Here is a 26,254-nt window from a genome sequence, read left to right on the forward strand (position 1 = left end):
GTCACGATCCAGAGAGCACCAGAAAGCGCCACATCTCCTCGCTACACGCAAAACCATGGCTCAAAATAGCGGCGAATCCTATGCGTCTAACGCCCTTCTGATGGTTCTGCCAAGCTCATCAACTTCGTAGGGCTTATATAGAACGATAACATCGCTCGAATGAACATCACCAAGCCGCTCCTCTTCTTTGTTATATCCTGTGGTAAAAACAACTTTAATCTCAGGACGAATCTTCTTCATAAGTCCAACTGCTTCAACACCTCCAAGCTTTGGCATCATGATGTCGGTCACAACGATGGAAATTTCATCTTTATTGGCCTTGAAAACATCAACGGCCTCTGAACCATCCGAAGCTACCAACACCCGATAACCAATCGATTCCAGCACCTCTTTGCTTGTCTCGAGAATATTTTCTTCATCATCGACCAGCAGTATTAGCTCACCAACCCCACTCTCAATCACCTCACGCTGCCGGGGAGAAAACTCAATCTCTTCTGTCTCCTGTAAGGGCAGATAAAACAGGAACAGCGCCCCTTCGCCTTCAACGCTCTCAATCTCCATACAAGCCTGGTGGGCATGCATCGCCCCGCTTACCATTGAGAGACCGAGCCCTGTCCCCTTGCCGATTTTCTTGGTTGTATAAAAGGGCTCGAGAATATGAGGCAGGTCATCCGGGCTGATACCCGCTCCATTATCTCTTATGGAGAGACAAGCGAAGTTGTCAGCGTCGGTTTCAGGGTGCCTAGCAAGAAAATCACCATCAGCAGAAAACTCGCTTAATTTGATAGATATCAAGGGCTCTTCAACCGTCATTAACGCATCACAGGCATTGTTGATGAGATTGATCAATGCCTGCTGAAGAAGGTTCGCATCCCAGTTGACTGTCATGGGGAGGGCTCCAACATCCAAATCCAGCCGGATATTTTCCGGTAGCGAAACCCGATGTACTTTTATGACCTCTTTCAGAAAGAGGGGCAAGTTGATCGGTGTTTTCTGGACCACCCCTTTACGTGCGAAAGAGAGCAGGTTTTTAATCAACTCAGAACTTTTGAACGAAAGCTTCTCAATAATATCCAGTTTTTCAATCACCTCTGGAAGCTGCGATGCTCGTTTTTTTGCCAAATATAGGTTGCCGGTAATTCCGGCCAATGAATTATTAAATTCGTGGGCAATACCTCCCACCAGTGTTCCAAGCGCCTCCATCTTCTGAGCCTGATAGAATCGATTCTCAAGCTCCTCATTCTCGCTCAAATCCTGCTGAAGGCAGACAAAACCGGTCGTTTCACCCAACTCACTCTTGATGGGTGAAATCGTCACCATGGCCGGATAGAAACTGCCATCCTTTTTCCTGTCGATCATTTTACCATGCCAGACCTGACCAGAAAGTATGGTATTCCACATCTTTTCATAAAAAAGCGCTTGTTGCTTGCCGCTCTTAAGAACCTTCGGATTCTGCCCGGCAACTTCATCACTGCTATATCCGGTAAGCTCAGAGAAGGCAGGGTTCACATATTCGATGATACCGCTGCTGTCTGTGATCATGATGGATTCACCAGCATGCTCAACAGCCTGAGACAACCTACGCAGTACGGCTTCCGCTTCCTTGGTTTTGCTGACATCCACTATCATTGCAGTCAGATAATCAATACCGCCCTGCTCTTTGTGTACGCTGCGCACTGCGAAATGTGTGTGAACAACTTTACCGTCTTTGTGAACAAACCGTAGCTCAATTGTATAGTCATCAGTCTCGCCGCTTAATAATGAGTTGATACAACCCTCATCAAGCTTTTGATCATCAGGGCAAACCAACTCAGGCCAGGACATGTGCATCAATTCATCACGGCTGTAGCCCAGCATGAGGCACAGGGCATCGTTCACCTCTTGCCAGCTCCTGTCGGGGTTAACAATCGCCATACCGACAGTAGAGCGTTCGAAATAAGAGCGGAAACGCTCCTGACTTTCAAATTCGAGTGTTTTTAATGCCTTTCGAAGTGCCGTTTCACGTTCGAATATTTTACGGTGAAGCCTTATACGGTTAAGCAACTGATTCTCATCCAGTGGCTTTGTCAGGTAGTCAATTGCACCCACTTCATAGCCACGTTTGATAAACTCAGCGCTCTTGAATACCGCTGTTATAAAAATGATTGGAATATCCCTCGTGCGCCTGGTCATTTTCAAATGTTCTGCAGTTGAATAGCCATCCATCCCGGGCATTTGGACATCCAGAAGAATCAGGTCGATGGAGTTCTCAATAGTGGTTGCAAGCGCAGCTTCACCGGAAGAGGCCTGCACTACTTCACAATGCTCCAGTCGCCGAAGCAGAGACTCAAGCGTGAACAGGTTACTTGGATTGTCATCTACAATCAGGATTTTGAAGGGAATATCATTGCCCGCTGTTAGCTCAACCATCGATAAACCTTCTTTTCTTTGTTTTCAGCTTTAAAATAACGATTACCGTCACCCAAGCTCAGTGACTCTTTATCCCCGAGAGTCAGGAAACCGTCGCGATGCAGGGAGCGTGAGAAGAGCTGCATTACATGATTTTGCAGCTTATTAGAGAAATAGATAATGACATTACGGCAGAGGATAAGTTGAAATTCATTAAAGACAGCCTCATTAACCAGTGAATGGCGAAAGAAGAGCACCCTCTCCCGAAGCTCCGGGGCGATTGAGAAGATGTCACCCTGCTTTTCAATATAGTCCGCAAACCTCCGAGCACCGCCACTTAATCGATAATTATCCTGGTACTCATCCATCTTCTGGCATGAATAGATGCCGTTTTTTGCCTCATAGAGAATGGATGAATTGATATCCGTTGCGTAGATGGTAGTTCTCTGCAGCAGCCCCGCCTCCTTGAGCAGAATAGCCAGCGAATACGCCTCCTCACCGCTTGAGCAACCGGCCACCCATATCTTGGTATGCGGAAAACTTTCCAGAAACGGGAACACCTTCTGGCGCAGGTAGTCGAGCTGCTCAGGAGACCTGAAGAATGTAGTCACATTGATGGAGAGTGAACTGAAGAGCAGATCAAAGGCTTCCGGATTTGTCAGAACATCCCGCTGTAGCGAAAAGAAATCGGCAGCGCCACAGCTTTTGAGCATCACTTCGATACGCCGTTGCAGGGTGCCTGATTGATACTCGGTGAAGTCATAACCGTACTGCTCCCTGACAGCTTCGAGAAAGGAGCTGATCGTGTGCAGGTCGGGTAAGCTGTTCTTGATCGCAGCACTGGAAAAAAAACTCTGAATTCCCTTTCTGCTAAGAACATGGTCGTAATGGCCGCTGTCGATGCCATTTTGTGGCAGATTCTTTGCCTCGCACTCTTCAGGGGACTCGATCAATACGGTTGCGCCTTTATCACGTAGAACCTTCAATGCTTCCACACCATCATCGCCATAACCGCAGAGCAGGGCGACCATCAGGCTGGATTCATATTCGTATGCCAGTGACTCAAACAACACCTGAATCGATGGTCGTGCAAAGCGGACTTTACGGTCGCGCGTCAGGTAGACCTGTTGTTCATGAATGCGAAGCTGATGGCCGGGGGGCGCAATATAAATTGTGCCAGGCTCAACCGGCATCATGTGATGCGGCATGAGCACGCTGTAATCAGTACGCATTTTCAACAGTTTATCCAGAAGGTTGGTCTGATCCTCGGAGACATGTTGAACAATAAAAACAGTCAACTCAGATAATTGCAGCGATTCGATGATATGAAGAATTTTCGCAAGGCTGTCTGCCGAGCCACCTAGAGCTAGAGCCTTGAATGTTGGATGCCTTTTGTTCTCACTTATTGCCAGATCATTTCTGGAGTTGATTTTTAGTTTATTCAGATAATGAGAAAGGCTCGGGTGATGGGTTCGTATGCGTAGAGGCTTCACGCCCGAGGAGTGAGATGCCAGCACTTTGATCAGCTTCCCCGGAAGCAGTCGGGCATCAAAAAAGGCAACTTCAGTCGCCATGCCTGCTGAGTCGTTGATGGCATTGATAAGCTCATTCTGCTCTTCGGGTATTGAAAGCTCGCCCATAACCAGCAGGCGTCTTTTTCCTCCACCATCATGGACAGATAGGCTCATCTCCCCTTCTCAATCCAGGCATGGCTCAGTTTAATCAGCCTTTCGTACTCGACAGGTTTGGAGAGATAGTCATTGGCACCGATCTGCAGGCATTTTTCACGATCTTCCTTCAGCGCCTTGGCAGTTAACACGATAATGGGAATATCTTTCAATGCATCATCTGCCCTGATCTTGCTGATCGCCTCATAGCCATCCATCTCCGGCATCATGATATCCATCAGGATCAAGTCGAACTGCTCCTCCTTCAGTTTCTTAAGCGCACTATTACCATTGACTGCATCAACAACCCTCGCTCCGTGTTCCTCAAGCGCCGATGTGATCACAAAGAGGTTTCTGGCATCGTCATCGGCAACAAGAATGTTACTTCCCTTGAGCACCTTCTGATCAGCATGAACAGGGTTCGGCCGGGCCGGGTCCAGTTGCTGATTAGAAGCCGTGCGAAGGAAGTGTTCAATATTTTCAATCAACCGGCTTTGCGCCCCGGAAGACTTGACGATGACCGTATCTGTAAACTTGGCAATAGCTGCCTCATCATCGGCATCTGGGGCTGAGGCGGCGCCGATAACGATAGAGATATCGGGCCACCGACTCCTCAACTCGGCACAGATATCCAGCATTGCTCCTTTAGAGGGGGCTGCATCAACGATGGCAAGCAACTTCTCCTGTTCACCTATCAATTCAAGGGATGCTTCCGAATCACTCATGTCGATGACCTGAGTATCCATCGCTTTCGCCAACTCTAATATTTCTGCATAAGAGATCGTTTCACCTGCATAAACAAGGATAGATTTCACACCGCTGCTGATCGTCTGAAGAATGGCATGGGTCATATCGGTGATGTCATCACTTGTTACCGGCTTCTGCAGGTACTCCAGAGCACCTTGCTTCAGCAGGGCCTCGTCTTTATCCCGGCCGGATACGACATAGACGGGAATAGCCTTGGTCTGAGCGTTCTTCTTTAGGCGGGCAAGCAGGTCAACGCCATCCATGTCCGGCAGCCCAAGGTCAAGGATAATCCCGGCCGGATGGTATTTGGTGGCCATCTTCAACCCCTCTTTGCCACTATGCGCAGTCACCGTTTTGCAGCCATTCTGACGGTTGATGTCGATAACAGCTTTACAAAAATCGCTGTCATCATCGATAAGAAGAATTGGGCGACCTTCATCACGGAGCTCTGCACGATCATCGTCTTCTGCCTCTGCATAATCCCGCGCATCTACTGAGGTAGGAGCCTTCTCCTGCTCCATTTCCCCGGGCAGGTGAACGGTGAATGTGCTCCCCTCGCCCTCTTTACTCTCCACGCTCACCTTTCCGTTGATCAGCTCTGCAAATTTCTTGCTGATGGAGAGTCCAAGGCCTGTGCCTCCGAACTCTCTGGAGATGGAGCCATCCACCTGCTGGAACTCATTGAAAATAAGCTCAAGTTTATCTTCAGGGATGCCAATGCCGGTATCGCTGACCGAAATTCTGATCGGCAGCACTTCATCCTCGATCATTGCAGCAGTAAGGGTAACAGATCCCTGTTTGGTGAATTTCATGGCGTTGGAGAGAAGGTTGCGCAGGATCTGCAGAAGTTTGTTTTTATCGGTGTTTAGTGATGCATGCAGCCGATCGTCAACAATAAGGCTCAGCCCTTTATTTTTTGCGCTATCCTCAAACTGGCTCCTCAGCTCATCCAGCAGCTGAGTGGAGTCAAAGCTCTCCTGAATCAGTTCGAACTTACCGGCCTCCACCTTCGAGAGGTCGAGGATGTCATTGATCAGGCGCAGCAGCTCATTGCCCGAGTGGTGGATAACATTGGCCCGTTTGACATCCTCATCATCGAGATGCCCGTTCTCATTGCGCATCATCATTTTGGAGAGAAGAATGACCGAGTTGAGCGGGGTGCGCAGCTCATGCGACATATTGGCCAGGAACTCCGATTTATACTTATTGGAGAGCTCCAACTGCTCAGCCCTTAGGGTGAGTGCCTCTTTTGACTCCTGCAGCTCTTCTGTCTGCATCTGCAGTTGCTGCTGCTGCTCCTCCATCTGGGCATTGGTCTGCTGCAGCTCCTCTGTCTGTTGCTGCAGTTGCTGCTGCTGCTCCTCCATCTGGGCATTGGTCTGCTGCAGCTCCTCTGTCTGTTGCTGCAGTTGCTGCTGCTGCTCCTCCATCTGGGTGTTACTCTGCTGAAGGGCACGGCTCTTCTCTTCAGAAACCTTCAGAAGGGTCGAGATTTTACCACTCTGGATGGCCATGTAGATCAGCGATGCAATGATACTGGCTGATTCGTCAAAGAATTGCTGTTTAAGCTCGGTGAATGGCTCAAATGAGGCGAACTCAACAACGCCACACAGCCCACCCTCATAGATCAGCGGGAAGGTAAAGGTATTCAGCGGGGTCTCACTGGTGGTGCCTGTACTGATCTTTCTCTCTTTGGGGATATCCTTGAGCAGGATCGCTTTGCGCTCACGTGCAACCTGGCCAATAGCCCCCTCTCCCAGCTTGTAGTGGGAGGAGAGGCTGGCTCGCTCGGTAAACATATAGGAGCCTAGAAGATCAAGCGTCTCCCCTTCATCTGATTCACTGTAGAGATAGATTACACCATGGCCGGCATCGACATAGCGGCCGATAAAGGAGACAGCCTTTTCCGCCAGTTGCTGCAGGTTATTCTCACCTGAGAGCTCACGGGTAAGCTGTGTAAGCCCGTCGGAGAGCCACTCCCGGGTCTCATTCTCCTCCCTGTTTTTCTTCAGGGTGGCAGTCATATTATTGATAGCCATGCTCAACTTGTCCTTGTCGGAGAGAACGTGCACCTGCTGTGAATAATCACCTGAGGAGATCGTGTCGACCTGTGTGGTCAGCGCCTCCAGGTTGGCAATTACGCTGTCACTCGATTTAAGCATGGCACTGATCTCATCATCCGCCCTGTAGTCAATCTCCTCACGTCGCAGTTCACCCTGACTCAGGCGCTGCATCTGGCGGGTAAGGGTTATCAACGGGCTCAGCAGGCTGTTGATGGTGAGGCGGCCGGAGATAAACACGAGCAGAAGCGTCATAACAAAGATGATGGCTGATATGGTGACGAACTGGTTGAGCTGGGCCAGCACCACATCTTCATCAATCATACCTACCAGATACCAGTAGTTGGTTTTGTCCTGGGGGTTGGGGTAGATCTTGGTAAAGCTGATAACCTTATTATCCAGTTCAATAAGGCCGCCCTCCTTTCCGGAGATGGAGGCAAATATTTCGGGGTAATCGCTGGCAAAGCTGACATGGTGACCCAGAAGGTGGCCCCATGACTTCTCCGCATCGGGGTTGTAATAATAGAAGCCATCTTCCGAGATCAGGAGGTAGTTGCCATCACTGCCTTCATCGATACTTCTGACAAACGAGAGAAAGTAATCGGCATATATATTGATCACCGCCACACCGTACTTCACATGGTTGGCACCATATACCGGACGGGCATACCTCAGCACCGGGATGTGGGGCTTCTCGATTTTGCCATACTCCCTGTTCAGGTCCAGCGGCGAGGTGTAGAGCCCGTCTTCTTCCATCATATAGGTTTCACTGAAGTAGGCCTCATGGCGCCTGTCCTGAAGGTTGCGCCCTTTCTCGACATGCACTTCCCCTGTTGCCCTGTCACTACGGATACTGATGACCTCAGTCCCGTTGTTATCCAGGAACCGGATCTTGTAGAGATAATCGTAGTTACGCATAAACGCTTCGAATGCGTCTGTCGTGGAACTTTTCCAGATGGCGGCATTGCCGGGAACCTTCAGATCCTGCCAGTAGAGGTATCGTGTCAGCCCGTAATAGCTGGATATAAAGTTCATGTCATTGGCAACCAGAGACAAGAGATCCATGGTGCTGCGGGAGGCATCGTCTGTCTTCTCCACCACCTGCGCCAATGCATGCTGGCGATAGGCATCTCTGGCTGACTGATAGCCGTAATAGCCGACAACCGCGACAGCGATCGTTACAACCAGATAGAAGAGGGTGAACATTTTCCTGCGGATAGCCAGCTTCTCAATGCCGGTTTTGCGCAATATTGCCTCACTCCATCTCATCTCAGGCTCCTATCTTAGCTGTTCGATCAAGCGCAGCTTTCTGGTCACCCAGCTTATGAGCTGCTGCGAATCGGCCGGTACCTTTCCTTCAAAACGCTCTGCCGGTGGGGCAATTGTAGTGATATCAAGGCTTGCCTTGAGCGTCTGCAGCTCGGCAAAGGCCATACCCACCATATTGAAAACATCGGATGGCTTTACATCTTCACTCTGCTCAAATGCTGAAAAGTCGGTGCGCCCGATACCAGCCTGCCCCTGCAGCCGCTGAATCTCACCCATTAGTGCAAACACGGAGGCCAATACATCGACAGGCTTGGCACCTTCGACCTTTGCTGGAGGGAAGGTCTGATCATCGACAAAGAGGTGGCGAAGAATGTCATCAACATCATGATCAATCTTCATGACAACAGCGAACACATGGTTGGGTAAAATCGGCGCTTGATTAAGCAGTTCAATATTCAGCGATATCTGGTGAAGCTTGTTGAAAACATCAATCGGCCTTTTTCCTGAATAGCTTTTTGCGGCAGAAACCTGAGCTGAGATGCCCAGGCGGGTCTTGATAATTCTAAGTTCTGTGAGGATTCTCTGGGTCTGTTCATAAACCAGCTCTGAGTCCACAGACATCTTCGGTTCCAGAGAAACTATGCTGAAACGGGAGAAGCCGTTCTTTTCCCGCAAAATCTGGACTTTGGTCAGTACAACATAGGCCATCTCAAAAACGTGGCGCGGTTTCAACTCAGCCTTGTAGGGCTTCGGATGAATTCTTTCGGAGATCTTGAAGTGCCTGAGCAGCAGCTCCACCTCTTTCTCAATCTGAACCGCCTCTGCATAGGCCTGGGATGGGCTGATAAATACCGACACGTCCTGAGCAACAGTCGTACCTGCATACAGGAATAACAGCCCCACCAGACAAATGAGGTGCTTCAAAACAACTCGGAAACAGATCATCGATCACCTCCAAGCCAATTTTTCCTCTGCAGAAACCAGTAACCGAGCAGAGCCGCCACAATGGCACTAATGAGGGTGTATAACAGTCCGAAGTAAGTAATCGCTGAGACTTCCTGAATACGCCCTACTCTCAAGCGGCGCTCCACATCTTCAAAGGCAGCCAACTCGACGCGGATCTGATCCATGATTGACTTCCCGGTATCCGCCTTCACCATGTTAATTACTTCACCCAATTCCACCAACTTCTCATTCATCTTTTTGCGCGCATTGATCTCGGGAGTGCCTGCCATGATCTGCCATTGACTGGCATCCTGAAACATCGCCTCAACATGAGGCAGAGCCTCCTGTGATTGCCTGCGGCAATAGCTGGTTAATTGATCAAAATACTTAACAAGCATTTCGCGGCCACTGTCATATGGCTCGAGAAACTCATCCTGACCAGTGATCAGAAAGCCGCGTTCGCCTGTCTCCATATCAACCATGGCCTTGGTGACCTGAAGCAGCAATAGGCGCCCTTCAGTCAGACCATCCCGTTTGAAAACCTGATCAAGCAGGTCTGCCCGAACTCGAATGCGGTCTAAAATCTTCTTACCTGTGCGCTCAACCAGCATAGCCTGCAGCCTTGCCATGCTGCCGCCTGTTACATCCACCTCGCGACGCTTATTTATCTCGGGTATGGCGGCCTGTTCCTTCCATTGATTGATTAGCCGTCCAATCTTCTGGGCCTGCTCTACCTGAGGTGGATTGTCCGCCACCAACTCTGAAAGATAGCCAATGGCATTATCGATCTTGTTATCAGCCAGATTGTAGGGTTCGAGAAAACGCTCCTCACCGGTCAGCAGGAAGCCGCGCTCTGAAGTTTCCATATCGACTATCAATTTTGCAATTAAACCGGCCTGCTCTATCACCTGATCAGTATGATGAACCCACTCATTTTTTTCTTTTATGAGTATCATTGAAACCGAACTAACCAACCCAATAGCAAGAACCAGTAAAAAGGGGGCGGATGCCTTGAGCCAAGGTCTTCTTGTGTCTGGAATCATGTCGTCTTATTGACAGCCACGGTCAATAAAGGGAGGGGCACGCCATTAAGAAAAACCAAGCATCGGCAAGAACCCAAGCGAAACATTAGCACCCCCAAGACAACCAGACCGAACCGGCCCTTAGGCCATTTATGCATCTACTGACAATACATACTGATTATAGATGAATAACCCCTCTATTTCTAGAAGGTTCCATTATTAGCCATGAGTCGGCCCCTCGTTAATGGCCAACTTTTCTGGTTTTGCATGCAAAGAGGGAGTAGCTACACAGAAGCGACATTGAGTTACATGAATACGGGAAACAACAAGAGAGGCAATTCCTGTTCATGCTTCAAACCCCTGAATCATCTATCACAACACGACCTGCAACCAGAGTGGCAGTGTCAGCAGGGAGAGCACTGTTGTCACCGTAACTGCCTCTGCATAGAGCGTCGTATCGAGCTTGAATCGGTCACAGATCACCAGCCCCAACACCATGGTCGGCATCGCCCCCTCGATAATAGCCGGAGCCAGCAGCTTCTCCGGCATTCCGACACCGATCGAGGCACCCCAGGCAATCAGTGGCATCAGGGTCAACTGGATCAGAATCACAGGCAGCAGCACCGGAATACGCCCCAACCAGCCCGACTGCCAGCGAAGCGCCATACCAACAGAGAGCAGCATCAACGGCACGACAGCCGCACCCAATATCGATAGAGAATTGCCCAGCCAGATCGGCATGGGAGCATGCGTTATACTCAGTGCAAGCCCGGCAACGGCTGCCCAGAGGGCAGGCACCTGCAACAGCGCAAGCGCCGGGTGCAGCCCTTTGGCCGCCGAGCCGTAATAGCGTGCTACCATAATGCCGACAGTAAACAGGATTGGCGTACTGGCCAGCAGATCGAACTGGATCGCCACTTTCTGGGACCATTCGCCAAATGTCTGGCTGAGGACTGGCAGTCCGAGATAGGAGAAATTACCGAATGCGGAGGCCAGAAGCAGTGCGCCAACCGCTTTGTTGGGCGATGCAACCTTCATAAACCCTTTGACCAAGTGTCCACTTGAGTAGATCAGAAATGCCGCCAGCAGTGACAGAAGCACACTGATTGCGGAAACCAAGGGTACTCGCACCGTATTCATATCAACCGGCACCTGCCAGAGCACATGCAACACGAGGGCAGGCAGAAACACTTGGTAAACGGCCTTCGCCAGATGTGAACGGATCGTCTCCGCACTGTCATTGCCGAGAATCAGTCTCCAGCCGATTCCGACAACAATGATGACAGCCATACCAAGCAAAACATTAAACATAGACGGACTCTACATACTCAAGGGCAGTATCACTATGAGATGCAGACCATTGCTGATTTACGGTGTTAGGAAAGGGGGCGCAGTTACACCTTGTACTGGCGCTGCAGGTCACGCCTGATATCCCGCTCTTTCACATCCTGGCGCTTATCGTGCATCTTCTTACCACGGGCCAGTCCAATCTCCAGCTTGGCGAAGTTATGCGCATTAAAATAGAGCTTTAACGGCACTAGCGTTAAACCTTTCTCTTTCAGCTTACCCAACAGCCGCTCCACCTCTTTTTTGTGCAGCAGCAGTTGCCGTGAACGGGTGGGATCACTTGGATTATTCATCGCCGCGGGCTTGTAGGGGCTGATATGACAGCCGATCAGCAGCACGCGATCTTTGCGGATAATGCAGTGCGCCTCGGCTAGGTTAGCCAGGCCTGCACGGATGGATTTCACCTCGGGGCCGGTCAGTATCATGCCGGTCTCAAAGGTTTCCAGGATGTGATATTCGTGCCGAGCACGGCGATTTACGATAGCCATGGGCGGATGCTAACCCGAATTCGCCAACTGACCAGCAAAGGTGTCGTGATTAATAACCACCCCAGCGTTTCTTTTTACGCAGACGCACATACGGCAACAGCAGTCCAAGCAGTACACCAGCCAGAATTGCACCGCCACCGAGCATAAACCAGCGCTGATAAGCTGCATTGGTAATACTTTCAGTATCACTGCGAAATTCTTCCAGAGCCCGTTTCGCCTCTTCCGACCCAGCTTTCAGAGACTTATTCTCCTCCAACATCTCGGATGCGCTGGCAGCAGTCTTACGCAGCAGTGCCAGATCGGCCTCGAGCCTGCTGTTTTCAGCCTTCAGCTTCTCGCTCTCTGCTTCAACAGCCAGCTTCTGTTTTTTCAGCTCTCCGAGCTGGCTTAACTCTTTCTCAAACAGTTGCAGACGATCCCTGGCTGCTGGTGTATTCATCAGGTAGCGACTGAGAATCCACCCCTCCTTGCCACCGGCCTTGATATGCGAGTAGCCGTCTGCAGATTGGCCAAGCAGCTCTACGGCCGTACCGCTGGAGAGCATGCGCACAATCTTATGGCCGGTGCTCTGGCCTGCACGCATAGGAAATTGGGCCTGATCAACGATATAACGTGTTTCAGCAACAGCGGTGCCCGAAAAGACAAACAGCAAGACAAGTGCGACAAGAATCCTCATTAAACCCAACCCCTTGATAGGAAATCCGCCGATTATTATAGATAACAATGGGAAAATCCAAGTTTTTAGAAACGTGAGTCATACTACGCCAATATAAGTACAAAACACGCCATATTAGAGATCATTGCCAATATCAGCTCCCTTGGCCACACTATTTGTTCTGATTCTGTCCGGGCTGTTTTAAGCCAGCCACAGGGGGAGCTGCCGCTATGAACTGGTCAAATCCTGATGATGCAACCATCGCCCGCCTGCTGAAGGAGGCGAAAACAATCGCAGTTTACGGCTGCTCGCCGAAAGAGCATCGAACCAGCCACCAGATTGCCAGCTTCCTGATCAGCCGCGGTTATCGCGTCTACCCTGTACACCCAAAAGCGGTGACCACCCTCGGACAGAAAGCCTACCCGGACCTCGCCTCAATCCCTGAGCACATTGATATCGTCAATGTCTTTCGCCGAGCTGAGTTTACACCGGAAGTTGCTAGACAGGCTGTAGCGATCGGAGCGGGGGCCTTGTGGCTGCAACAGGGCATCATCAACCCGGAGAGCTGGAAGATCGCCACCGATGCAGGGCTGCCCTGTCTGATGGATAGCTGCATTGCCGTGATGCACCAGCTACTGGTGAGATAACCACCCACGGTAACAACCACGACAATATTGGCCTGTATATGCTATAGTTGGAACGGTGATTCACAAAGGAGGCCCGTATGAAAACAACAACTATTCGATTTGGCATGCTCTGCCTAGCGTTAAGCCTGCTATGCCTGCCTGCTGCAGCCAGTGCAGCAAGCAAGCAGGAGATTAATGCCAAGGTCACATCAACCATGACCACATTCTACTCCCAGGTGAAGTCGGGCAAAGAGCTGGCCAATAAGGCCGTTGCCATCCTGGTCTTCCCTGAGGTATTCAAGGCCGGCATCGGCATCGGCGGTGAATATGGGGAGGGCGCCATGCTTGAGGGTGGAAAAACCACCGGTTACTACAACACAGCCGCCGCTTCGATCGGCTTCCAGCTGGGCGCCCAGATGAAATCGCAGGTCATCATGTTTATGACCCGGGATGCGCTGAAGGGCTTCAAATCCAGCGATGGCTGGAAAGCGGGAGTAGATGGCAGCGTTGCCCTAGTCACCATCGGTGCCGGCGGCGATATCGATACCAATACGATCAAGGACCCGATTATCGGCTTCATCTTTTCCAATAAAGGGCTGATGTACAACCTCACCTTTGAAGGCTCAAAGATCACCAAACTCGATAAGTAGGATCCTTTCACAGGGGTCGTGCCCCTGTTGCTTTACCCGGCGACCGCTACAATCGGCACATGCGAATCCTGCTTCTTTCCGCCTACGATGCAGCCAGCCACCGTCAATGGCGGCAAGGCCTTACCCAACACCTGCCCGAATACAAATGGAGTGTCCTGACACTGCCGCCCCGTTTTTATTCATGGCGAGTCCGCGGCAACACCTTCTCATGGCTGGCCGAACAGCAGCAGGTGCTGGATGCGCCATACGACCTGATCCTCGCCACATCAATGGTGGATCTCGCCACCCTTCGCGGCATCGTTCCCAAACTGGCTGCAACACCTGCCATCCTCTATTTCCATGAGAACCAGTTCGCCTATCCGGAGTCAGGCCATGCCCACCCGAGTGTGGAGGCGCAGATCACCTCCATCTATTCAGGGCTTGCCGCAGACCGGATCGCCTTCAACTCAGCATATAATCGCGACAGCTTTCTCGCCGGCGCTAGGGCACTGATAAAGAAGATGCCCGATCATGCCCCACTCGCCCTGCTCGATCAGCTTGGCGAAAAGAGCCGGATTCTACCGGTGCCTCTAGATGAGTCCTGCTTTGAGACCCGCAAAAAAGAAGAGGGCGCGCCACTAACCCTGCTGTGGAACCATCGCTGGGAGTATGACAAAGGCCCTGACCGGCTTCATCTGCTGCTGCAGAAACTTGAAACTGCGCAACTGGAGTTCCGCATTCACATCATCGGCCAGCAGTTCAGAATATACCCGGAGATATTCGATGCCATACGTTCGCAATTCCCGCACAGAATCGGCGCGTGGGGTTTTATCGAGGATCGCATCGCCTATCTCGATATCCTGCGAAATTCTGATATCGCAATGTCAACCGCGCTGCACGATTTTCAGGGCGTGGCACTGCTTGAGGCAACCGCCTGCGGTGCATCCCCGGTTGCCCCGAACCGGCTCGCTTATCCTGAATTCATCCCGGCCAGCCATCTGGTCGCATCGTTCAACGATGACCCCGATCGGGAGGCTGCGGCAATGGCGACGAGAATTATCTCCCTCGCCGACCAGAGAGAAGAGAAGGCTATCGATATATCTCATCTGGCATGGCTCCAAATGGTGAAGCCATACCGCAATATGATTGAATCAATTCTGGCCTGAGCCCTATGCCATCAGAGAAATGCCGGTGAAGTGGGCATGCATCATCATCAGGGCGACATAGATGAGCGAGCTCACCACCAGGGCGATACCATCTTGCATCAGCGAGATCTTATTGCCGGCTGGCCTCGCACCTCGCTGGTTGGCTGAGGCCATAGCAAACAGTGCATAGGTCAGGAAAGAGCCAAAAAGCAGTAGCGATGCAGCATCGCCATTGGCGAACAGGTGACCCACCGACCAGAAGGTAATCCCCCAGAGCATGGGATGGGCAGTGACCCGCCTGAAGCTCGTTTCCAGCTTGAATGAAACCATTGATACAATCGCAAACAGCATCAGCAGCCCGGTCACATGCATACCCCATGACGGCGGCTCATAGAACTCGATGAACTCAGCACTGCCCTTTCCGGTGACAATCAGCGCAAGGCCAGCCATTGAAATCAGGGCAAAGCCCACCTTGTAACCGTTCTCCCCGATCCTGCCGACCAGCAACTCTCGCAGTGACACCTTTGCTGGAATCAGGTGTATGCCAATAAAGACAATCAGACCGGCAATTAACAATTCCATATGACAGTTACCCCTTCCCTTGTATTCATCAGCTTGGAAACGTTATGGTTTCCGCGTTAATGTAATATGAAAACAGGAAAAAGGTACCCCATATGATGCAACGCCCTCGATCCCTGCTGATCATGGTATTCGCCCTGCTTGCAGCCTGCTCGCTGGAGAGTGGCGCCCCTGCCATCTCACAGCAGCAGCTTCTGGATACGATCAATGGCGGGGAAGACATCCTCATCCTCGACGTACGCACTGCTGGAGAATATTCGGAGGGCTTTATTCCCGGAGCTAAACATTTTGACCACCGGGAGATAGCAGCGCGACTGCATGAGATTTCCGATTATAAGCAGCGCCCCGTTGTCGTTTACTGCCTCTCCGGCATGCGGGCGGTAATGGTAGAATCGACTCTGATGGAAAACGGTTTTGATCGCTTATTGCATCTGCAGGGCGACTGGTCCGCGTGGCAAAAAGGCAACCTGCCTATCACAAAACCCGGCGAAAATAGCGCTCAACTGTGAGTACTCTTCCTCAACAATTTAGATTATAGTTTCGGCCTTTATAGCTGGACGAATATATCTGACTAAGAGAGCAGCCCTATGAGTTCTAATAAATACATGACAGGCAGTCTTGACCTGACCAAACACGATACCGGCACCGGTGCCCACCGCTCACGCAAACCGGTATATATGGATTTCCTGCCACCATGTAATCATGCATGTCCTGCTGGCGAGGATATCCAGGCCTGGCTGGCTCTGGCTCAGGCCGGCGAGTATGAAGCTGCCTGGCAGAAACTATTGGAGAACAACCCCTTCCCCGCCATCCACGGTCGTGTCTGTTACCACCCGTGCGAAACCGCGTGTAATCGTAACTATACAGATGACACAGTAAGTATTCATGCCGTCGAGCGCTTCCTTGGCGATCTGGCGATGGAGAAGGGGTGGAAGCCTGAGTTCACTGCACCTCCGGGAGGCAAGCGCGTACTGATTATCGGCGCGGGCCCATCCGGACTCTCTGCAGCCTACCACCTGATTCGCCTTGGTCATGAAGTAGAGATCCGTGAAGCTGGCCCGTTTGCCGGTGGCATGATCCATTTCGGCATTCCGGCCTACCGCATGCCACGCAAGGAGCTCAACCAGGAGATTCAGCGTGTCGTGGATATGGGTGCCAAGATCGTTCTCGATTGCCGTGTTGATGATATCGAAGCAGCCAAGGCTGAAGGCGGTTTTGATGCCGTATTCGTTGCTGTGGGTGCCCACCTGAGCAAGAACATTGAGATTCCAAGCCGGGATGCGCGCAAGATGATGGATGCGGTCAGCTTCCTTAAAAGCGTCGAACACGGCGAAGACCTGCAGCTGGGTCGCAGGGTGGCGGTTTACGGCGGCGGTAACACAGCCATGGATGCTGCACGTACTGCCAAGCGCCTCGGTGCGGAAGAGGCGGTGATCATCTATCGCCGTGACCGTGCCAGCATGCCAGCGCATGATTTTGAGGCCGATGAGGCGATCGAAGAGGGTGTGAAGATCAACTGGCTGCGCACCATCAAAGAGATCGACTGCACCACCATGACCGTTGAGGTGATGGAACTGGATGAGAATGGTCGTCCGCAACCTACAGGCAAAACAGAAACGCTGGAGACCGACGCACTGATTATGGCCGTGGGTCAGGATACCGATACCGGTTTCCTGAAAAAGGTTGAAGGCATTGAATTTAACTGGGACGGCACGGTAGTCGTCGGCCCGAATATGATGACAGGAGCCGATGGTGTATTCGCCGGCGGCGACATGGTGCCATCTGAACGCTCGGTCACCATTGCAACTGGCCACGGCAAGAAGGCTGCCCGCTACATCAATGCATGGTTGCGTGGCGATATCTACGAACCTGCTGCCAAACACCCGATTGTTGAGCACGACAAACTGCAGCTCTGGTACAGCACCGAAGCATCCAAGCGTTCACAGGGCGAACTCTCGCCGGAAGATCGCCTTGGTGGCTTCCAGGAGATTCTGCAGGGATACAGTGAAAAAGAGGCGCTGTTTGAGGCCAAACGATGCCTATCATGCGGCAACTGCTTTGAATGCGACGGCTGCTACGGATCCTGCCCGGAAGATGCGATCATTAAGCTGGGCAAGGGTAAACGCTACGAATACGACTACGACAAATGCACCGGTTGCGCCTCCTGTTTTGAGCAGTGCCCGTGCCACGCCATTGAGATGGTCAAGGAAGATGTTGTAAGTGCAGGTCAGGAATAAGGGTGGGTAACGACACGATGACTGAGAAGAATAAAGCCAAACAGATTACTTGTGACGGCGGCACCGCCGTTGCCCATATCGCCTACCGGGTAAACGAGGTCTGCTCGATCTATCCGATTACCCCCTCTTCCGACATGTCCGAGCTATGCGACGAGTGGGCTGCTCAGGGTAAACCGAACATCTGGGGACAGGTTCCCGAAGTCATCGAGCTGCAGTCCGAGGGTGGCGCTGCCGGCACCGCACATGGTGCGCTACAGACCGGCGCGCTGACCACCACCTTCACTGCATCCCAGGGCTTACTGTTGATGATCCCGAACATGTACAAGATCGCCGGTGAGTTGACCTCAACCGTATTCCATATCGCTGCCCGTTCACTGGCTACGCAGGCGCTATCGATCTTCGGCGACCATCAGGATGTGATGGCAGCCCGCTCCACCGGTTTTGCTGTACTCTCCTCTGCTTCTGTTCAGGAAGCGCATGATGCAGCTCTGATCGCACATGCCGCCACACTCAAAGCACGCGTGCCATTCATGAACTTCTTCGATGGTTTCCGCACCTCGCACGAGATCAACAAAATCAGCCTGATCTCCGATGATCAGATCAGGGCAATGATTGATGATGAGCTGGTTTTCGCCCATCGCCGCCGCGCTCTAAATCCGGACAACCCGTTTATTCGCGGCACTGCGCAGAACCCGGATGTTTACTTTCAGGGCCGTGAAAGCTCCAACTCGTTTTACAATGCGGTGCCTGGCATTGTACAGGATACGATGGATCAGCTCGCCGGGCTGACCGGTCGCCAGTATCACCTGTTTGACTACTTCGGTGCAGATGATGCCGAGCATGTAATTATCATCATGGGTTCCGGCACAGAAACGGTTGAAGAGACTATCAAGGTTCTCAACGCCCAGGGCGCCAAGCTTGGCGTCATCAATGTGCGGCTCTTCCGTCCATTTTCCCGACAGCACCTGATTGCAGCGCTGCCTGCAACAGTGAAAAAGATCGCCGTACTTGACCGCACCAAAGAGCCGGGCGCCTATGGTGAACCGCTCTATCAGGATGTAATGGCATCACTCTCCGAATCGGTAATGATCGGTGAACTGGCTGCACTGCCAAGGGTAGTTGGTGGCCGCTACGGCCTCTCCTCCAAGGAGTTTACACCGGCCATGGTCAAGGCTGTGTTCGAGGAGCTGACCAGTGAGACCCCGAAAAACGGCTTCACTATCGGTATCAACGATGATGTGACCCATACCAGCCTTACCTACGATCGCAGCTTCAACATTGAACCTGAAAATGTAACCCGCGCCCTCTTCTTTGGGCTGGGTTCTGACGGCACCGTTTCAGCCAACAAGAACAGCATCAAGATTATTGGTGAGAACACCCCATTGAACTGCCAGGGTTATTTCGTTTACGACTCCAAGAAGGCGGGGTCACAGACCGTTTCACATCTGCGCTTCGGTTCCGATCCGATCCGTGCGCCCTACCTTGTGGATTCAGCCAACTTTATCGCATGTCACAAGGCCACCTTCATCACGCAGGTAGATATGCTGGATAAAGCAGCGCAAAATGGCGTATTCCTTCTTAACAGCCCGACAGCAGCTGATCAGATATGGGATGAACTTCCGAAGCCTGTACAGCAGACCATTATCGACAAAAATATCGATTTCTATGTGATTGATGCCTCGACCGTAGCCCGAAATGCAGGCATGGGCCGCCGCATCAATACCATCATGCAGACCTGTTTCTTCGCCCTATCCGGTGTACTGCCGCGTGATGAAGCGATTGCCCAGATTAAAGTTGCCATTGAGAAGACCTATGCCCGCAAAGGCATGAATGTGGTTGAACAGAACTTCAAGGCGGTCGATGCCGCCCTTGATCACCTGCACAAGGTGGAGACGCCAGCCACAGCATCCAGCCAGCGTCTCATGGACCTGATGGTGCCGCCACAGGCGCCTGAGTTCATCCAGAATGTGATTGCACCGATGCTGGCGGGCAAGGGTGATGATCTGCCTGTCTCCATGATTCCGGTGGATGGCACCTACCCTTCAGGTTCTGCGCAGTGGGAGAAGCGCAACATCTCCGACTTCGTGCCCAAGTGGGAGCCTGATGTCTGCATCCAGTGCGGCAACTGCAGTTTCGTTTGCCCGCATAGTGTGATCCGAGCCAAATTCTACCATGAGGATCACCTTGAAAATGCCCATGAGGGCTTCCCTTCCGCACCAGTATCAGCACGCGGCTTCCCTGAAACCCGCTATACGCTGGAGATCTATCAGGAAGACTGTACCGGCTGTGAAATGTGCGTACATGCATGCCCGGCATTTGATTTGACCGATGAAACCAAAACACGTAAAGCGATCAACATGACGCCAAAAGCGCCAATGTTGGAGCAGGGCATCAAGGATGTTGAGTTCTTTGAAACCATCCCCTACAACGATCGCGGCACCATTGACTACTCATCCGTTCGCGGCGCCCAGTTCCTTGAGCCACTGTTTGAGTTCTCCGGTGCATGTTCAGGCTGTGGTGAAACGCCTTATGTACGCCTGCTGACCCAGCTCTTCGGACCACGTCTGCTGGTTGCCAATGCCACCGGCTGCTCCTCGATCTATGGCGGCAACCTGCCTGCCACACCGTGGACAAAGAACAAAGACGGACGCGGCCCGGCTTGGTCGAACTCACTATTCGAGGACAATGCCGAGTTCGGCCTGGGCATGCGTATTGCCGCTGACCAGCACACGCACATGGCCATGCAGCAACTGCAGGGGTTGAGTGAGTATTTCGATGCTTCTTTCATTGATGAGATCATCAATGCGGACCAGAGCATCGGCTCCGGGATTACCCAGCAGCGTGAACGCGTTGAAAAACTGAAGCTGGTCCTTGAAGGGATCGACGATCCGCGTGCCAAGAACCTGTTGACCGTGGTCAACCATCTGGTTCGTCGCAGCGTCTGGCTGGTCGGTGGTGATGGTTGGGCGTATGATATTGGCTCCGCAGGACTGGATCATGCACTGGCATCAGGTCGCAACATCAATGTGCTCGTACTCGACACTGAGGTCTACTCCAATACCGGCGGCCAAGCTTCCAAATCGACACCTATCGGTGCCACTGCGAAGTTCGCATCGGCGGGTAAACCGGTTGGCAAGAAGGATCTGGCGCTGCAGGCAATCTCCTACGGCAATGTTTACGTTGCCCGAGTCGCTATGGGTGGCAATCCGCAGCAGACACTGCTGGCGATGCGTGAGGCAGAGGATTACCCAGGCCCATCCATCATTCTCGCCTACAGCCACTGTATTGCACACGGCATTGATATGACTCAGGGACTGCATCAGCAGGATATGGCGGTTGCTTCCGGTTACTGGCCATTGATTCGTTACAATCCAATGTTGCGCCAGGCTGGTAAGAGACCGTTTGTATTAGACTCGCCAACACCAACGATGAAAGTAAGGGATTACGCCTACACCGAGATGCGCTACAAGCTGCTGCAGCGCAGTCACCCTGAAGAGGCTGAACGCCTGATGGGACTGGCTCAGGAGTCAGCTGATCTGCGCTGGGCCACCTACGAACATATGGCCCAACAGGACCCATCGGAATTCCAACCTATGGAGTAAATCAGGAACATGTCCCCGGCATGCCGGGGATACTGTTTTGCATTTCGCGCTGAAACACGGCTAAACAGGAGAACACCATGGACTATGATATCCTGATCGTCGGATCCGGCCCTGCCGGACAGCATGCAGCATGGCAGGCAGCACGCATGGGCAAGAAGGCAGCGATTATTGAGCGCAAGCCGAGCATCGGCGGTGCGGGCCTGCAAACCGGTACAATCCCAAGCAAGGCACTGCGTGAGGCAGCGTATCTCGCCTCAAGAACCGGCACACAGGGCATGCGTGAAGCGTCACGCACTGCGCGTTACGGTGTTATGGCTGAGGCTGTACGGCGCAAGGACATGGTCATCACCCAGCAGGAGTCGGTGATTGTTAAACGGCTTCTTAAATCGGGCGTAACCCTGATTCCGGGCGAGGCCTCGCTTGTGGATGCGCACACACTGGAGATTATCGACAGCAAAGGGGTATCAAAGAAGCTCTCCGCCGAAATCATATTACTGGCTACAGGCTCTAGGCCACGACGACCGTCGCATATTCCGTTCGACAAGAAGACCGTGCTTGATTCCACCTCGATTCTCAACCTGAAAAAACTGCCTGGAAGCCTGCTGGTGGTCGGCGGTGGCGTTATCGCCTGTGAATTCGTATCGATCTTTGCAGCCCTCGGTGTAGAGGTCACCGTCGTCGATTCGCATGAACAGCTGCTGGCATATCTGAGTGAGGATGTGGTTGGCGTGCTTGCCGAGTCTTTTGAAAACATGGGTGTTGAATTTCACATGCAGGAGCGCGTGGCTGCGGTCAGCATTGAGGAGGGGCGCACCCTCACATTGCTGGAATCGGGCAAAAGGCTCTATTCAGAGGCTGTACTTTATGCCCTTGGCCGCGAACCGAACTCGCAGAGTCTGAATACCCCGATGGCAGGCATCGAACTGGATCAGGGGTGGATTACTGTTAATGACGATTTCCAAACCAGTGTTCCGAATATCTATGCCGTTGGTGATCTTATCGGCTGGCCCGCACTGGCATCAACCGGCATGGAGCAGGGACGTGCCGCCGTGCTGCACGCCTTCGCCGGTAAAACCCACGCTATGCCTGAACATCTTCCGATGGCGATCTACGCCATTCCCGAGATCTCCTGGGTAGGCAAGACAGAGAAGGAAGCGAAGAAGGAGAAGATCAATTACGTGGTTGGACGCGGCCATTTCAAAGAGAGCGCCCGCGGCCAGATTATTGGCGACATCAACGGACTGGTAAAACTGATTGTTGATGCAACATCACACAAGCTGATCGGAGTACATATTGTCGGCGAGCATGCCAGCGAACTGATTCATACCGGTCAGATGTTGATGCACTTTGGCGGCACAGTGCACGACTTGGTCGGCAACGTATTCAACTACCCTACACTGGCTGAGTGCTACAAACTTGCTGCTCTGGACTGCATGGAAGCATTGAATAAATCAGCGCTTCCCTAGAGGGCTGCCATTGTCTAATTCATGGTGTATGATAGTGCTTCTATGGAAGATACCATGCACCGCACCGCTGCATGTACATTATTCATTGCGGCTCTCCTGTTTGCCATAACCGGCAACACTCACCTTTTACAGGCCGCAGAAAACCCCGCCAAGCAGTACCGTGAAACCCTTGCTGTGATGCAGATGCTCTACGGCATCGAGGTGCGTGCCGCACATCGTTTCCAGATATTTTCAGACAGGGCTGTCGAAGAGGGCCATGGCAACATTGCCCATCTATTCAAGGCCATCTCAATCTCCGAGCATATCCATGCGTCCCATTTTAAGGAATTGATCGAAAGCGTTGGTGAGCGGACGGCAACCATTGATCTCTCATCGATCAGGGCAGGTAGTACTGATGAAAATCTGAGATATTCAGCAACTACAGAGCTCTCCGAGATCAACAGTCAGTACCCCAGATATATCGAGCGCATCAGCCCGGAGGGGCACGCGAGGGCTCTGGAGTATCTTCGGTTTGCATGGGAGGCTGAAAAGCATCACCGCAGGCTGATTGATGAGATGCCGAACGGAGCGGCTCGTTTCTTCGACAGGTTACTGGCACCATTCGAGGCAGGCGAGAGCCGCTATTATGTAAACCAGAACTGCGGAACCACTGTCACCAAGCTACCGAAACAGGAGTGTCCGGTCTGCCGCATGCCGGTTGAAACATACATCGAAGTTCCCCGTCCCTGAAGCCAATTCATTTACTATTCGACTCCGGTTGACGCCATTTCTGTTACAATAAGATTATGAGTCTTCCCCCCTCACCCGTTCGCCTGTTTGTACTGATCGTGTTATCCATACTGGTTGGAACCCTTCTGCTGTCGCTGGTTCAGCTTGGACTTATATCACTGATCGTTGAAAAACTGGGTCTGTCGCCAGCACAGGGCGTGATGTTTCTGGTGTTTTCACTGATAGGCAGCACGCTGAACCTGCCTGTCATCTCGATTAAAGCGGAGCATCCGGAAGGCGGCCTCAAACCCGATAATGTGCAGGAGATACTCGGCGTCCCAATACCACAGTTTCAGGGGAAGACGCTAATTGCTGTTAACGTCGGTGGCTGCCTGATCCCACTGGTCTTCTCAGCAAGTCTGATCTACCGATTTCCACTGGAACTATCGCTGCTTCTGCTATCGGTGGGGCTCTGCTCTATCATCTGCTTTCTGGCCAGCCGTCCGATTCCCGGCATCGGTATCGGCATGATGCCGCTTGTCGCTCCGGTTACCGCCGCCATCATCGCCATCACCTTCGGCGGCGAATATGCTGCACCACTGGCCTACATCACCGGCACATTCGGTGTGATCATCGGAGCAGACCTGATGCACATGAGGGATATCTCCAGGCTCGGCGCCCCCATCGCTTCCATCGGCGGTGCAGGAACCTTCGACGGCATCTTCCTCACCGGCATTGTCGCTGTTTTACTCACCTAGAACTGCAAACAAAAAGGCTCCCGAAAGAGCTTTCAAATAGCCATTTGCCGCTTAGATGTGAATGGCGCGATCGTCGGAATCCAGTACTGATTCGTGGATCATCTCCGAGAGTGTTGGATGCGGGAACATGTGGTGTGCAAGCTCCGCCTCTGTGGTCTCCAATGTTTTGGCTACACCGAGTGAGACAATCATCTCAGTGGCTTCAGCACCTACGATGTGTGCTCCCAGCAGCTCACCTGTCTCAGCATGGAATATCGTTTTGACCATGCCATCAGTCTCTGCCAGCCCCATCGCTTTACCGTTGGTACCGTAGGACATACGACCCACTTTGTAGGGAATGCCCTCTTCCTTGCACTGGTTCTCTGTCTTGCCGCATGAACCCACCTGCGGCTGGCAATAGGTGCAACCCGGGACATTACCGTAATCAACAGGATGGGGATGTTTCTCGGCAATAGCCTCGACACAGACAATACCTTCATGGCTGGCAACATGTGCCAGCGCAGGAGCGCCGACCACATCGCCGATAGCATAAATACCCGGATGATCGGTACGGTACCAGTCATCCACCGCAATAGTGTTGCGATCCACCTTCATCGAGGTGTTCTCAGCACCGATTGCATCAGTATTGCCGATCACGCCAACGGCAACCAGACAGACATCGCCTTCAATGCTCAGCTTCTTGCCCTTGGATTCATATTCAACCACAGCCTTGCCATCAATGTTTTTGGCTGATGATACCATTGCGCCGGTGATGATATTGATCTTCTGTTTCTTGAATGATCGCGCGACAACTTTAGAAATCTCGTGATCTTCCAGTGGCAGGATCTGATCGGCCGCCTCAATCACGGTCACATCGGAACCCATCGCTTTGTAGAAATAGGCGAACTCCATGCCGATCGCACCGGACCCGATAACCACCAGTTTCTCTGGTAGTGCCTTAGGCGCCAGCGCCTGTTTGTAGGTGATCACCACGTCATTATCGACATCCATGCCCGGGAATGCGCGGGCGCGGGCACCAGTCGCTACGATCACATGTTTTGCGGTGACCTGCCTGACGTTACCCTCGGCATCCTTCACCATCAGCTGGTTGCCGGCCTCGAATGTTGCATAGCCTTCGATATGTTCGATCTTGTTCTTCTTGAAGAGGAAACCGATGCCCCCATTAAGCTTGGTCGAGATGGCACGTGAGCGGGCAACTGCCTTTTCCAGGTCAGGGTTGGCCTCGGTAACGCCCAGCCCCAGCACATCACCACTATGCTTGATGATGTTAATCACCTCAGCCGTGCGCAGCAGTGCCTTGGTCGGGATACAACCCCAGTTCAGGCAGATGCCGCCAAGGTGGGTGGATTCGATGCAGGCTACCTTCATACCCAGCTGTGCAGCACGAATGGCCGCCACATAACCGCCCGGGCCCGCGCCAATCACCACTACATCATATTCGCCATCAGCATTGAACAAACCAGCAGGCTTGAGATGCAGTGCCTCCGCCTCTTCGGCATCGTGTGCCTCATGAGCAGCCACATAGGCAGGGTGCATATCGGGAGCAGCCTCGGAACCCAGCTCCACAGCCTCTTCAGACGAATCATTGTTGACGATCTCAATCGCATGAGCCGCATCTAAACCGGCCGCCGTGTAATCGTCAGCAACCTCTTCATCCTCTTCGCGAATCACAGCAATCGGAGCACCTACGGTAACAATGGAGCCCTCTGGAGCGAGGATTTTGTGCAGAACACCCTCATCCACGACCTCCATTTCCATGGTCGCCTTGTCGGTCTCGATCTCGGCCATAACCTCACCGGAGACAAGCTCATCACCCTCTTTTTTCAACCAGCGGGCGATACGCCCTTCGGTCATGGTCGGGGATAGCTGAGTCATAAACAGATCAATCGGCATTATAAAACCTCATAAATAATTAA

19 protein-coding genes are annotated in these 26,254 nt (G+C 52.3%); 9 read left to right on the forward strand and 10 right to left on the reverse strand.

The window, feature by feature from the left end:
* Positions 1–78: 78 nt before the first annotated feature.
* The 8 genes from Ga0123461_RS10800 to Ga0123461_RS10835 form a co-directional block, all read right to left on the reverse strand.
* Positions 79–2,409, reverse strand: coding sequence for an ATP-binding response regulator (locus Ga0123461_RS10800; protein ID WP_100278346.1), 2,331 nt, complete (start codon positions 2,407–2,409; stop codon positions 79–81).
* Complete coding sequence (locus Ga0123461_RS10805; protein WP_100278347.1) at positions 2,397–4,076, reverse strand: CheR family methyltransferase; 1,680 nt, start codon at positions 4,074–4,076, stop codon at positions 2,397–2,399. The genes Ga0123461_RS10800 and Ga0123461_RS10805 overlap by 13 nt, the downstream gene beginning before the upstream one ends.
* Complete coding sequence (locus Ga0123461_RS10810; RefSeq protein ID WP_100278348.1) at positions 4,073–8,131, reverse strand: response regulator; 4,059 nt, start codon at positions 8,129–8,131, stop codon at positions 4,073–4,075. The genes Ga0123461_RS10805 and Ga0123461_RS10810 overlap by 4 nt, the downstream gene beginning before the upstream one ends.
* 9 nt (positions 8,132–8,140) lie before the next feature.
* Positions 8,141–9,076, reverse strand: coding sequence for a hypothetical protein (locus Ga0123461_RS10815; protein WP_100278349.1), 936 nt, complete (start codon positions 9,074–9,076; stop codon positions 8,141–8,143).
* Positions 9,073–10,119 carry a CHASE3 domain-containing protein gene (locus Ga0123461_RS10820; RefSeq protein ID WP_100278350.1) on the reverse strand — a complete coding sequence of 349 codons (1,047 nt, stop codon included), beginning with the start codon at positions 10,117–10,119 and terminating at the stop codon, positions 9,073–9,075. Before Ga0123461_RS10820 ends, Ga0123461_RS10815 begins: the two co-directional genes overlap by 4 nt.
* A gap of 351 nt (positions 10,120–10,470) precedes the next feature.
* The gene (locus tag Ga0123461_RS10825; RefSeq protein WP_100278351.1) at positions 10,471–11,409 is read right to left on the reverse strand and encodes an AEC family transporter; all 939 of its coding nucleotides are present in this window, start codon (positions 11,407–11,409) and stop codon (positions 10,471–10,473) included.
* A gap of 83 nt (positions 11,410–11,492) precedes the next feature.
* Positions 11,493–11,933, reverse strand: coding sequence for an SsrA-binding protein SmpB (smpB, locus tag Ga0123461_RS10830; RefSeq protein WP_100278352.1), 441 nt, complete (start codon positions 11,931–11,933; stop codon positions 11,493–11,495).
* 49 nt (positions 11,934–11,982) lie between these two features.
* On the reverse strand, positions 11,983–12,609 hold the full coding sequence (locus Ga0123461_RS10835; protein WP_100278353.1) for a TIGR04211 family SH3 domain-containing protein: 627 nt from the start codon (positions 12,607–12,609) through the stop codon (positions 11,983–11,985).
* A 209-nt stretch (positions 12,610–12,818) separates the two neighbouring features.
* Here Ga0123461_RS10835 and Ga0123461_RS10840 point away from each other — a divergent pair, with 209 nt between their 5' ends.
* From Ga0123461_RS10840 to Ga0123461_RS10850, 3 genes are all read left to right on the forward strand, one after another.
* Complete coding sequence (locus tag Ga0123461_RS10840) at positions 12,819–13,235, forward strand: CoA-binding protein (RefSeq protein ID WP_100278354.1); 417 nt, start codon at positions 12,819–12,821, stop codon at positions 13,233–13,235.
* A 77-nt stretch (positions 13,236–13,312) separates the two neighbouring features.
* Positions 13,313–13,864: a BPSL1445 family SYLF domain-containing lipoprotein gene (locus tag Ga0123461_RS10845; protein ID WP_232710171.1), complete on the forward strand. Its 552-nt coding sequence runs from the start codon at positions 13,313–13,315 to the stop codon at positions 13,862–13,864.
* 59 nt (positions 13,865–13,923) lie between these two features.
* Complete coding sequence (locus Ga0123461_RS10850) at positions 13,924–15,009, forward strand: tRNA-queuosine alpha-mannosyltransferase domain-containing protein (protein ID WP_100278355.1); 1,086 nt, start codon at positions 13,924–13,926, stop codon at positions 15,007–15,009.
* Positions 15,010–15,012: 3 nt separating this feature from the next.
* Here the strand turns inward: Ga0123461_RS10850 and Ga0123461_RS10855 are convergent, their stop codons facing one another.
* Positions 15,013–15,570, reverse strand: a complete 558-nt coding sequence (locus tag Ga0123461_RS10855) for an NnrU family protein (protein WP_100278356.1) — start codon at positions 15,568–15,570, stop codon at positions 15,013–15,015.
* A 92-nt stretch (positions 15,571–15,662) separates the two neighbouring features.
* On the opposite strand from Ga0123461_RS10855, the gene Ga0123461_RS10860 reads away from it, so the two are divergent.
* The 6 genes from Ga0123461_RS10860 to Ga0123461_RS10885 all read left to right on the forward strand — a co-directional run bounded on the left by Ga0123461_RS10860 (position 15,663) and on the right by Ga0123461_RS10885 (position 24,338).
* Positions 15,663–16,076: a rhodanese-like domain-containing protein gene (locus Ga0123461_RS10860; RefSeq protein WP_100278357.1), complete on the forward strand. Its 414-nt coding sequence runs from the start codon at positions 15,663–15,665 to the stop codon at positions 16,074–16,076.
* A gap of 78 nt (positions 16,077–16,154) precedes the next feature.
* A complete protein-coding gene (locus Ga0123461_RS10865) occupies positions 16,155–17,804 on the forward strand; it encodes an NAD(P)-binding protein (RefSeq protein WP_100278358.1) in 1,650 nt (549 codons plus the stop codon).
* A 17-nt stretch (positions 17,805–17,821) separates the two neighbouring features.
* Positions 17,822–21,406 (forward strand): pyruvate:ferredoxin (flavodoxin) oxidoreductase, encoded by a 3,585-nt coding sequence (gene nifJ, locus Ga0123461_RS10870; RefSeq protein ID WP_100278359.1) that lies wholly within the window; start codon positions 17,822–17,824, stop codon positions 21,404–21,406.
* 77 nt (positions 21,407–21,483) lie between these two features.
* A complete protein-coding gene (sthA, locus tag Ga0123461_RS10875; RefSeq protein WP_100278360.1) occupies positions 21,484–22,872 on the forward strand; it encodes a Si-specific NAD(P)(+) transhydrogenase in 1,389 nt (462 codons plus the stop codon).
* A 42-nt stretch (positions 22,873–22,914) separates the two neighbouring features.
* Complete coding sequence (locus Ga0123461_RS10880; protein ID WP_157819317.1) at positions 22,915–23,601, forward strand: rubrerythrin family protein; 687 nt, start codon at positions 22,915–22,917, stop codon at positions 23,599–23,601.
* A 56-nt stretch (positions 23,602–23,657) separates the two neighbouring features.
* Positions 23,658–24,338: a DUF1614 domain-containing protein gene (locus Ga0123461_RS10885; RefSeq protein WP_100278362.1), complete on the forward strand. Its 681-nt coding sequence runs from the start codon at positions 23,658–23,660 to the stop codon at positions 24,336–24,338.
* A 51-nt stretch (positions 24,339–24,389) separates the two neighbouring features.
* On the opposite strand, the gene lpdA is transcribed toward Ga0123461_RS10885, so the two are convergent.
* A complete protein-coding gene (gene lpdA / locus Ga0123461_RS10890; protein ID WP_100278363.1) occupies positions 24,390–26,231 on the reverse strand; it encodes a dihydrolipoyl dehydrogenase in 1,842 nt (613 codons plus the stop codon).
* Positions 26,232–26,254: the final 23 nt, after the last annotated feature.

The sequence above is a fragment of the Mariprofundus aestuarium genome, from assembly GCF_002795805.1.
GTDB lineage: Bacteria > Pseudomonadota > Zetaproteobacteria > Mariprofundales > Mariprofundaceae > Mariprofundus > Mariprofundus aestuarium.

Excerpts from the sequence above, each read along its gene's own strand:
- Ga0123461_RS10800 (WP_100278346.1), bottom strand. The coding sequence starts at position 2,409 with ATGGTTGAGCTAACAGCGGGCAATGATATTCCCTTCAAAATCCTGATT.
- Ga0123461_RS10805 (WP_100278347.1), bottom strand. The coding sequence starts at position 4,076 with ATGAGCCTATCTGTCCATGATGGTGGAGGAAAAAGACGCCTGCTGGTT.
- Ga0123461_RS10810 (WP_100278348.1), bottom strand. The coding sequence starts at position 8,131 with ATGAGATGGAGTGAGGCAATATTGCGCAAAACCGGCATTGAGAAGCTG.
- Ga0123461_RS10815 (WP_100278349.1), bottom strand. The coding sequence starts at position 9,076 with ATGATCTGTTTCCGAGTTGTTTTGAAGCACCTCATTTGTCTGGTGGGG.
- Ga0123461_RS10820 (WP_100278350.1), bottom strand. The coding sequence starts at position 10,119 with ATGATTCCAGACACAAGAAGACCTTGGCTCAAGGCATCCGCCCCCTTT.
- Ga0123461_RS10825 (WP_100278351.1), bottom strand. The coding sequence starts at position 11,409 with ATGTTTAATGTTTTGCTTGGTATGGCTGTCATCATTGTTGTCGGAATC.
- smpB (WP_100278352.1), bottom strand. The coding sequence starts at position 11,933 with ATGGCTATCGTAAATCGCCGTGCTCGGCACGAATATCACATCCTGGAA.
- Ga0123461_RS10835 (WP_100278353.1), bottom strand. The coding sequence starts at position 12,609 with ATGAGGATTCTTGTCGCACTTGTCTTGCTGTTTGTCTTTTCGGGCACC.
- Ga0123461_RS10840 (WP_100278354.1), top strand. The coding sequence starts at position 12,819 with ATGAACTGGTCAAATCCTGATGATGCAACCATCGCCCGCCTGCTGAAG.
- Ga0123461_RS10845 (WP_232710171.1), top strand. The coding sequence starts at position 13,313 with ATGAAAACAACAACTATTCGATTTGGCATGCTCTGCCTAGCGTTAAGC.
- Ga0123461_RS10850 (WP_100278355.1), top strand. The coding sequence starts at position 13,924 with ATGCGAATCCTGCTTCTTTCCGCCTACGATGCAGCCAGCCACCGTCAA.
- Ga0123461_RS10855 (WP_100278356.1), bottom strand. The coding sequence starts at position 15,570 with ATGGAATTGTTAATTGCCGGTCTGATTGTCTTTATTGGCATACACCTG.
- Ga0123461_RS10860 (WP_100278357.1), top strand. The coding sequence starts at position 15,663 with ATGATGCAACGCCCTCGATCCCTGCTGATCATGGTATTCGCCCTGCTT.
- Ga0123461_RS10865 (WP_100278358.1), top strand. The coding sequence starts at position 16,155 with ATGAGTTCTAATAAATACATGACAGGCAGTCTTGACCTGACCAAACAC.
- nifJ (WP_100278359.1), top strand. The coding sequence starts at position 17,822 with ATGACTGAGAAGAATAAAGCCAAACAGATTACTTGTGACGGCGGCACC.
- sthA (WP_100278360.1), top strand. The coding sequence starts at position 21,484 with ATGGACTATGATATCCTGATCGTCGGATCCGGCCCTGCCGGACAGCAT.
- Ga0123461_RS10880 (WP_157819317.1), top strand. The coding sequence starts at position 22,915 with ATGGAAGATACCATGCACCGCACCGCTGCATGTACATTATTCATTGCG.
- Ga0123461_RS10885 (WP_100278362.1), top strand. The coding sequence starts at position 23,658 with ATGAGTCTTCCCCCCTCACCCGTTCGCCTGTTTGTACTGATCGTGTTA.
- lpdA (WP_100278363.1), bottom strand. The coding sequence starts at position 26,231 with ATGCCGATTGATCTGTTTATGACTCAGCTATCCCCGACCATGACCGAA.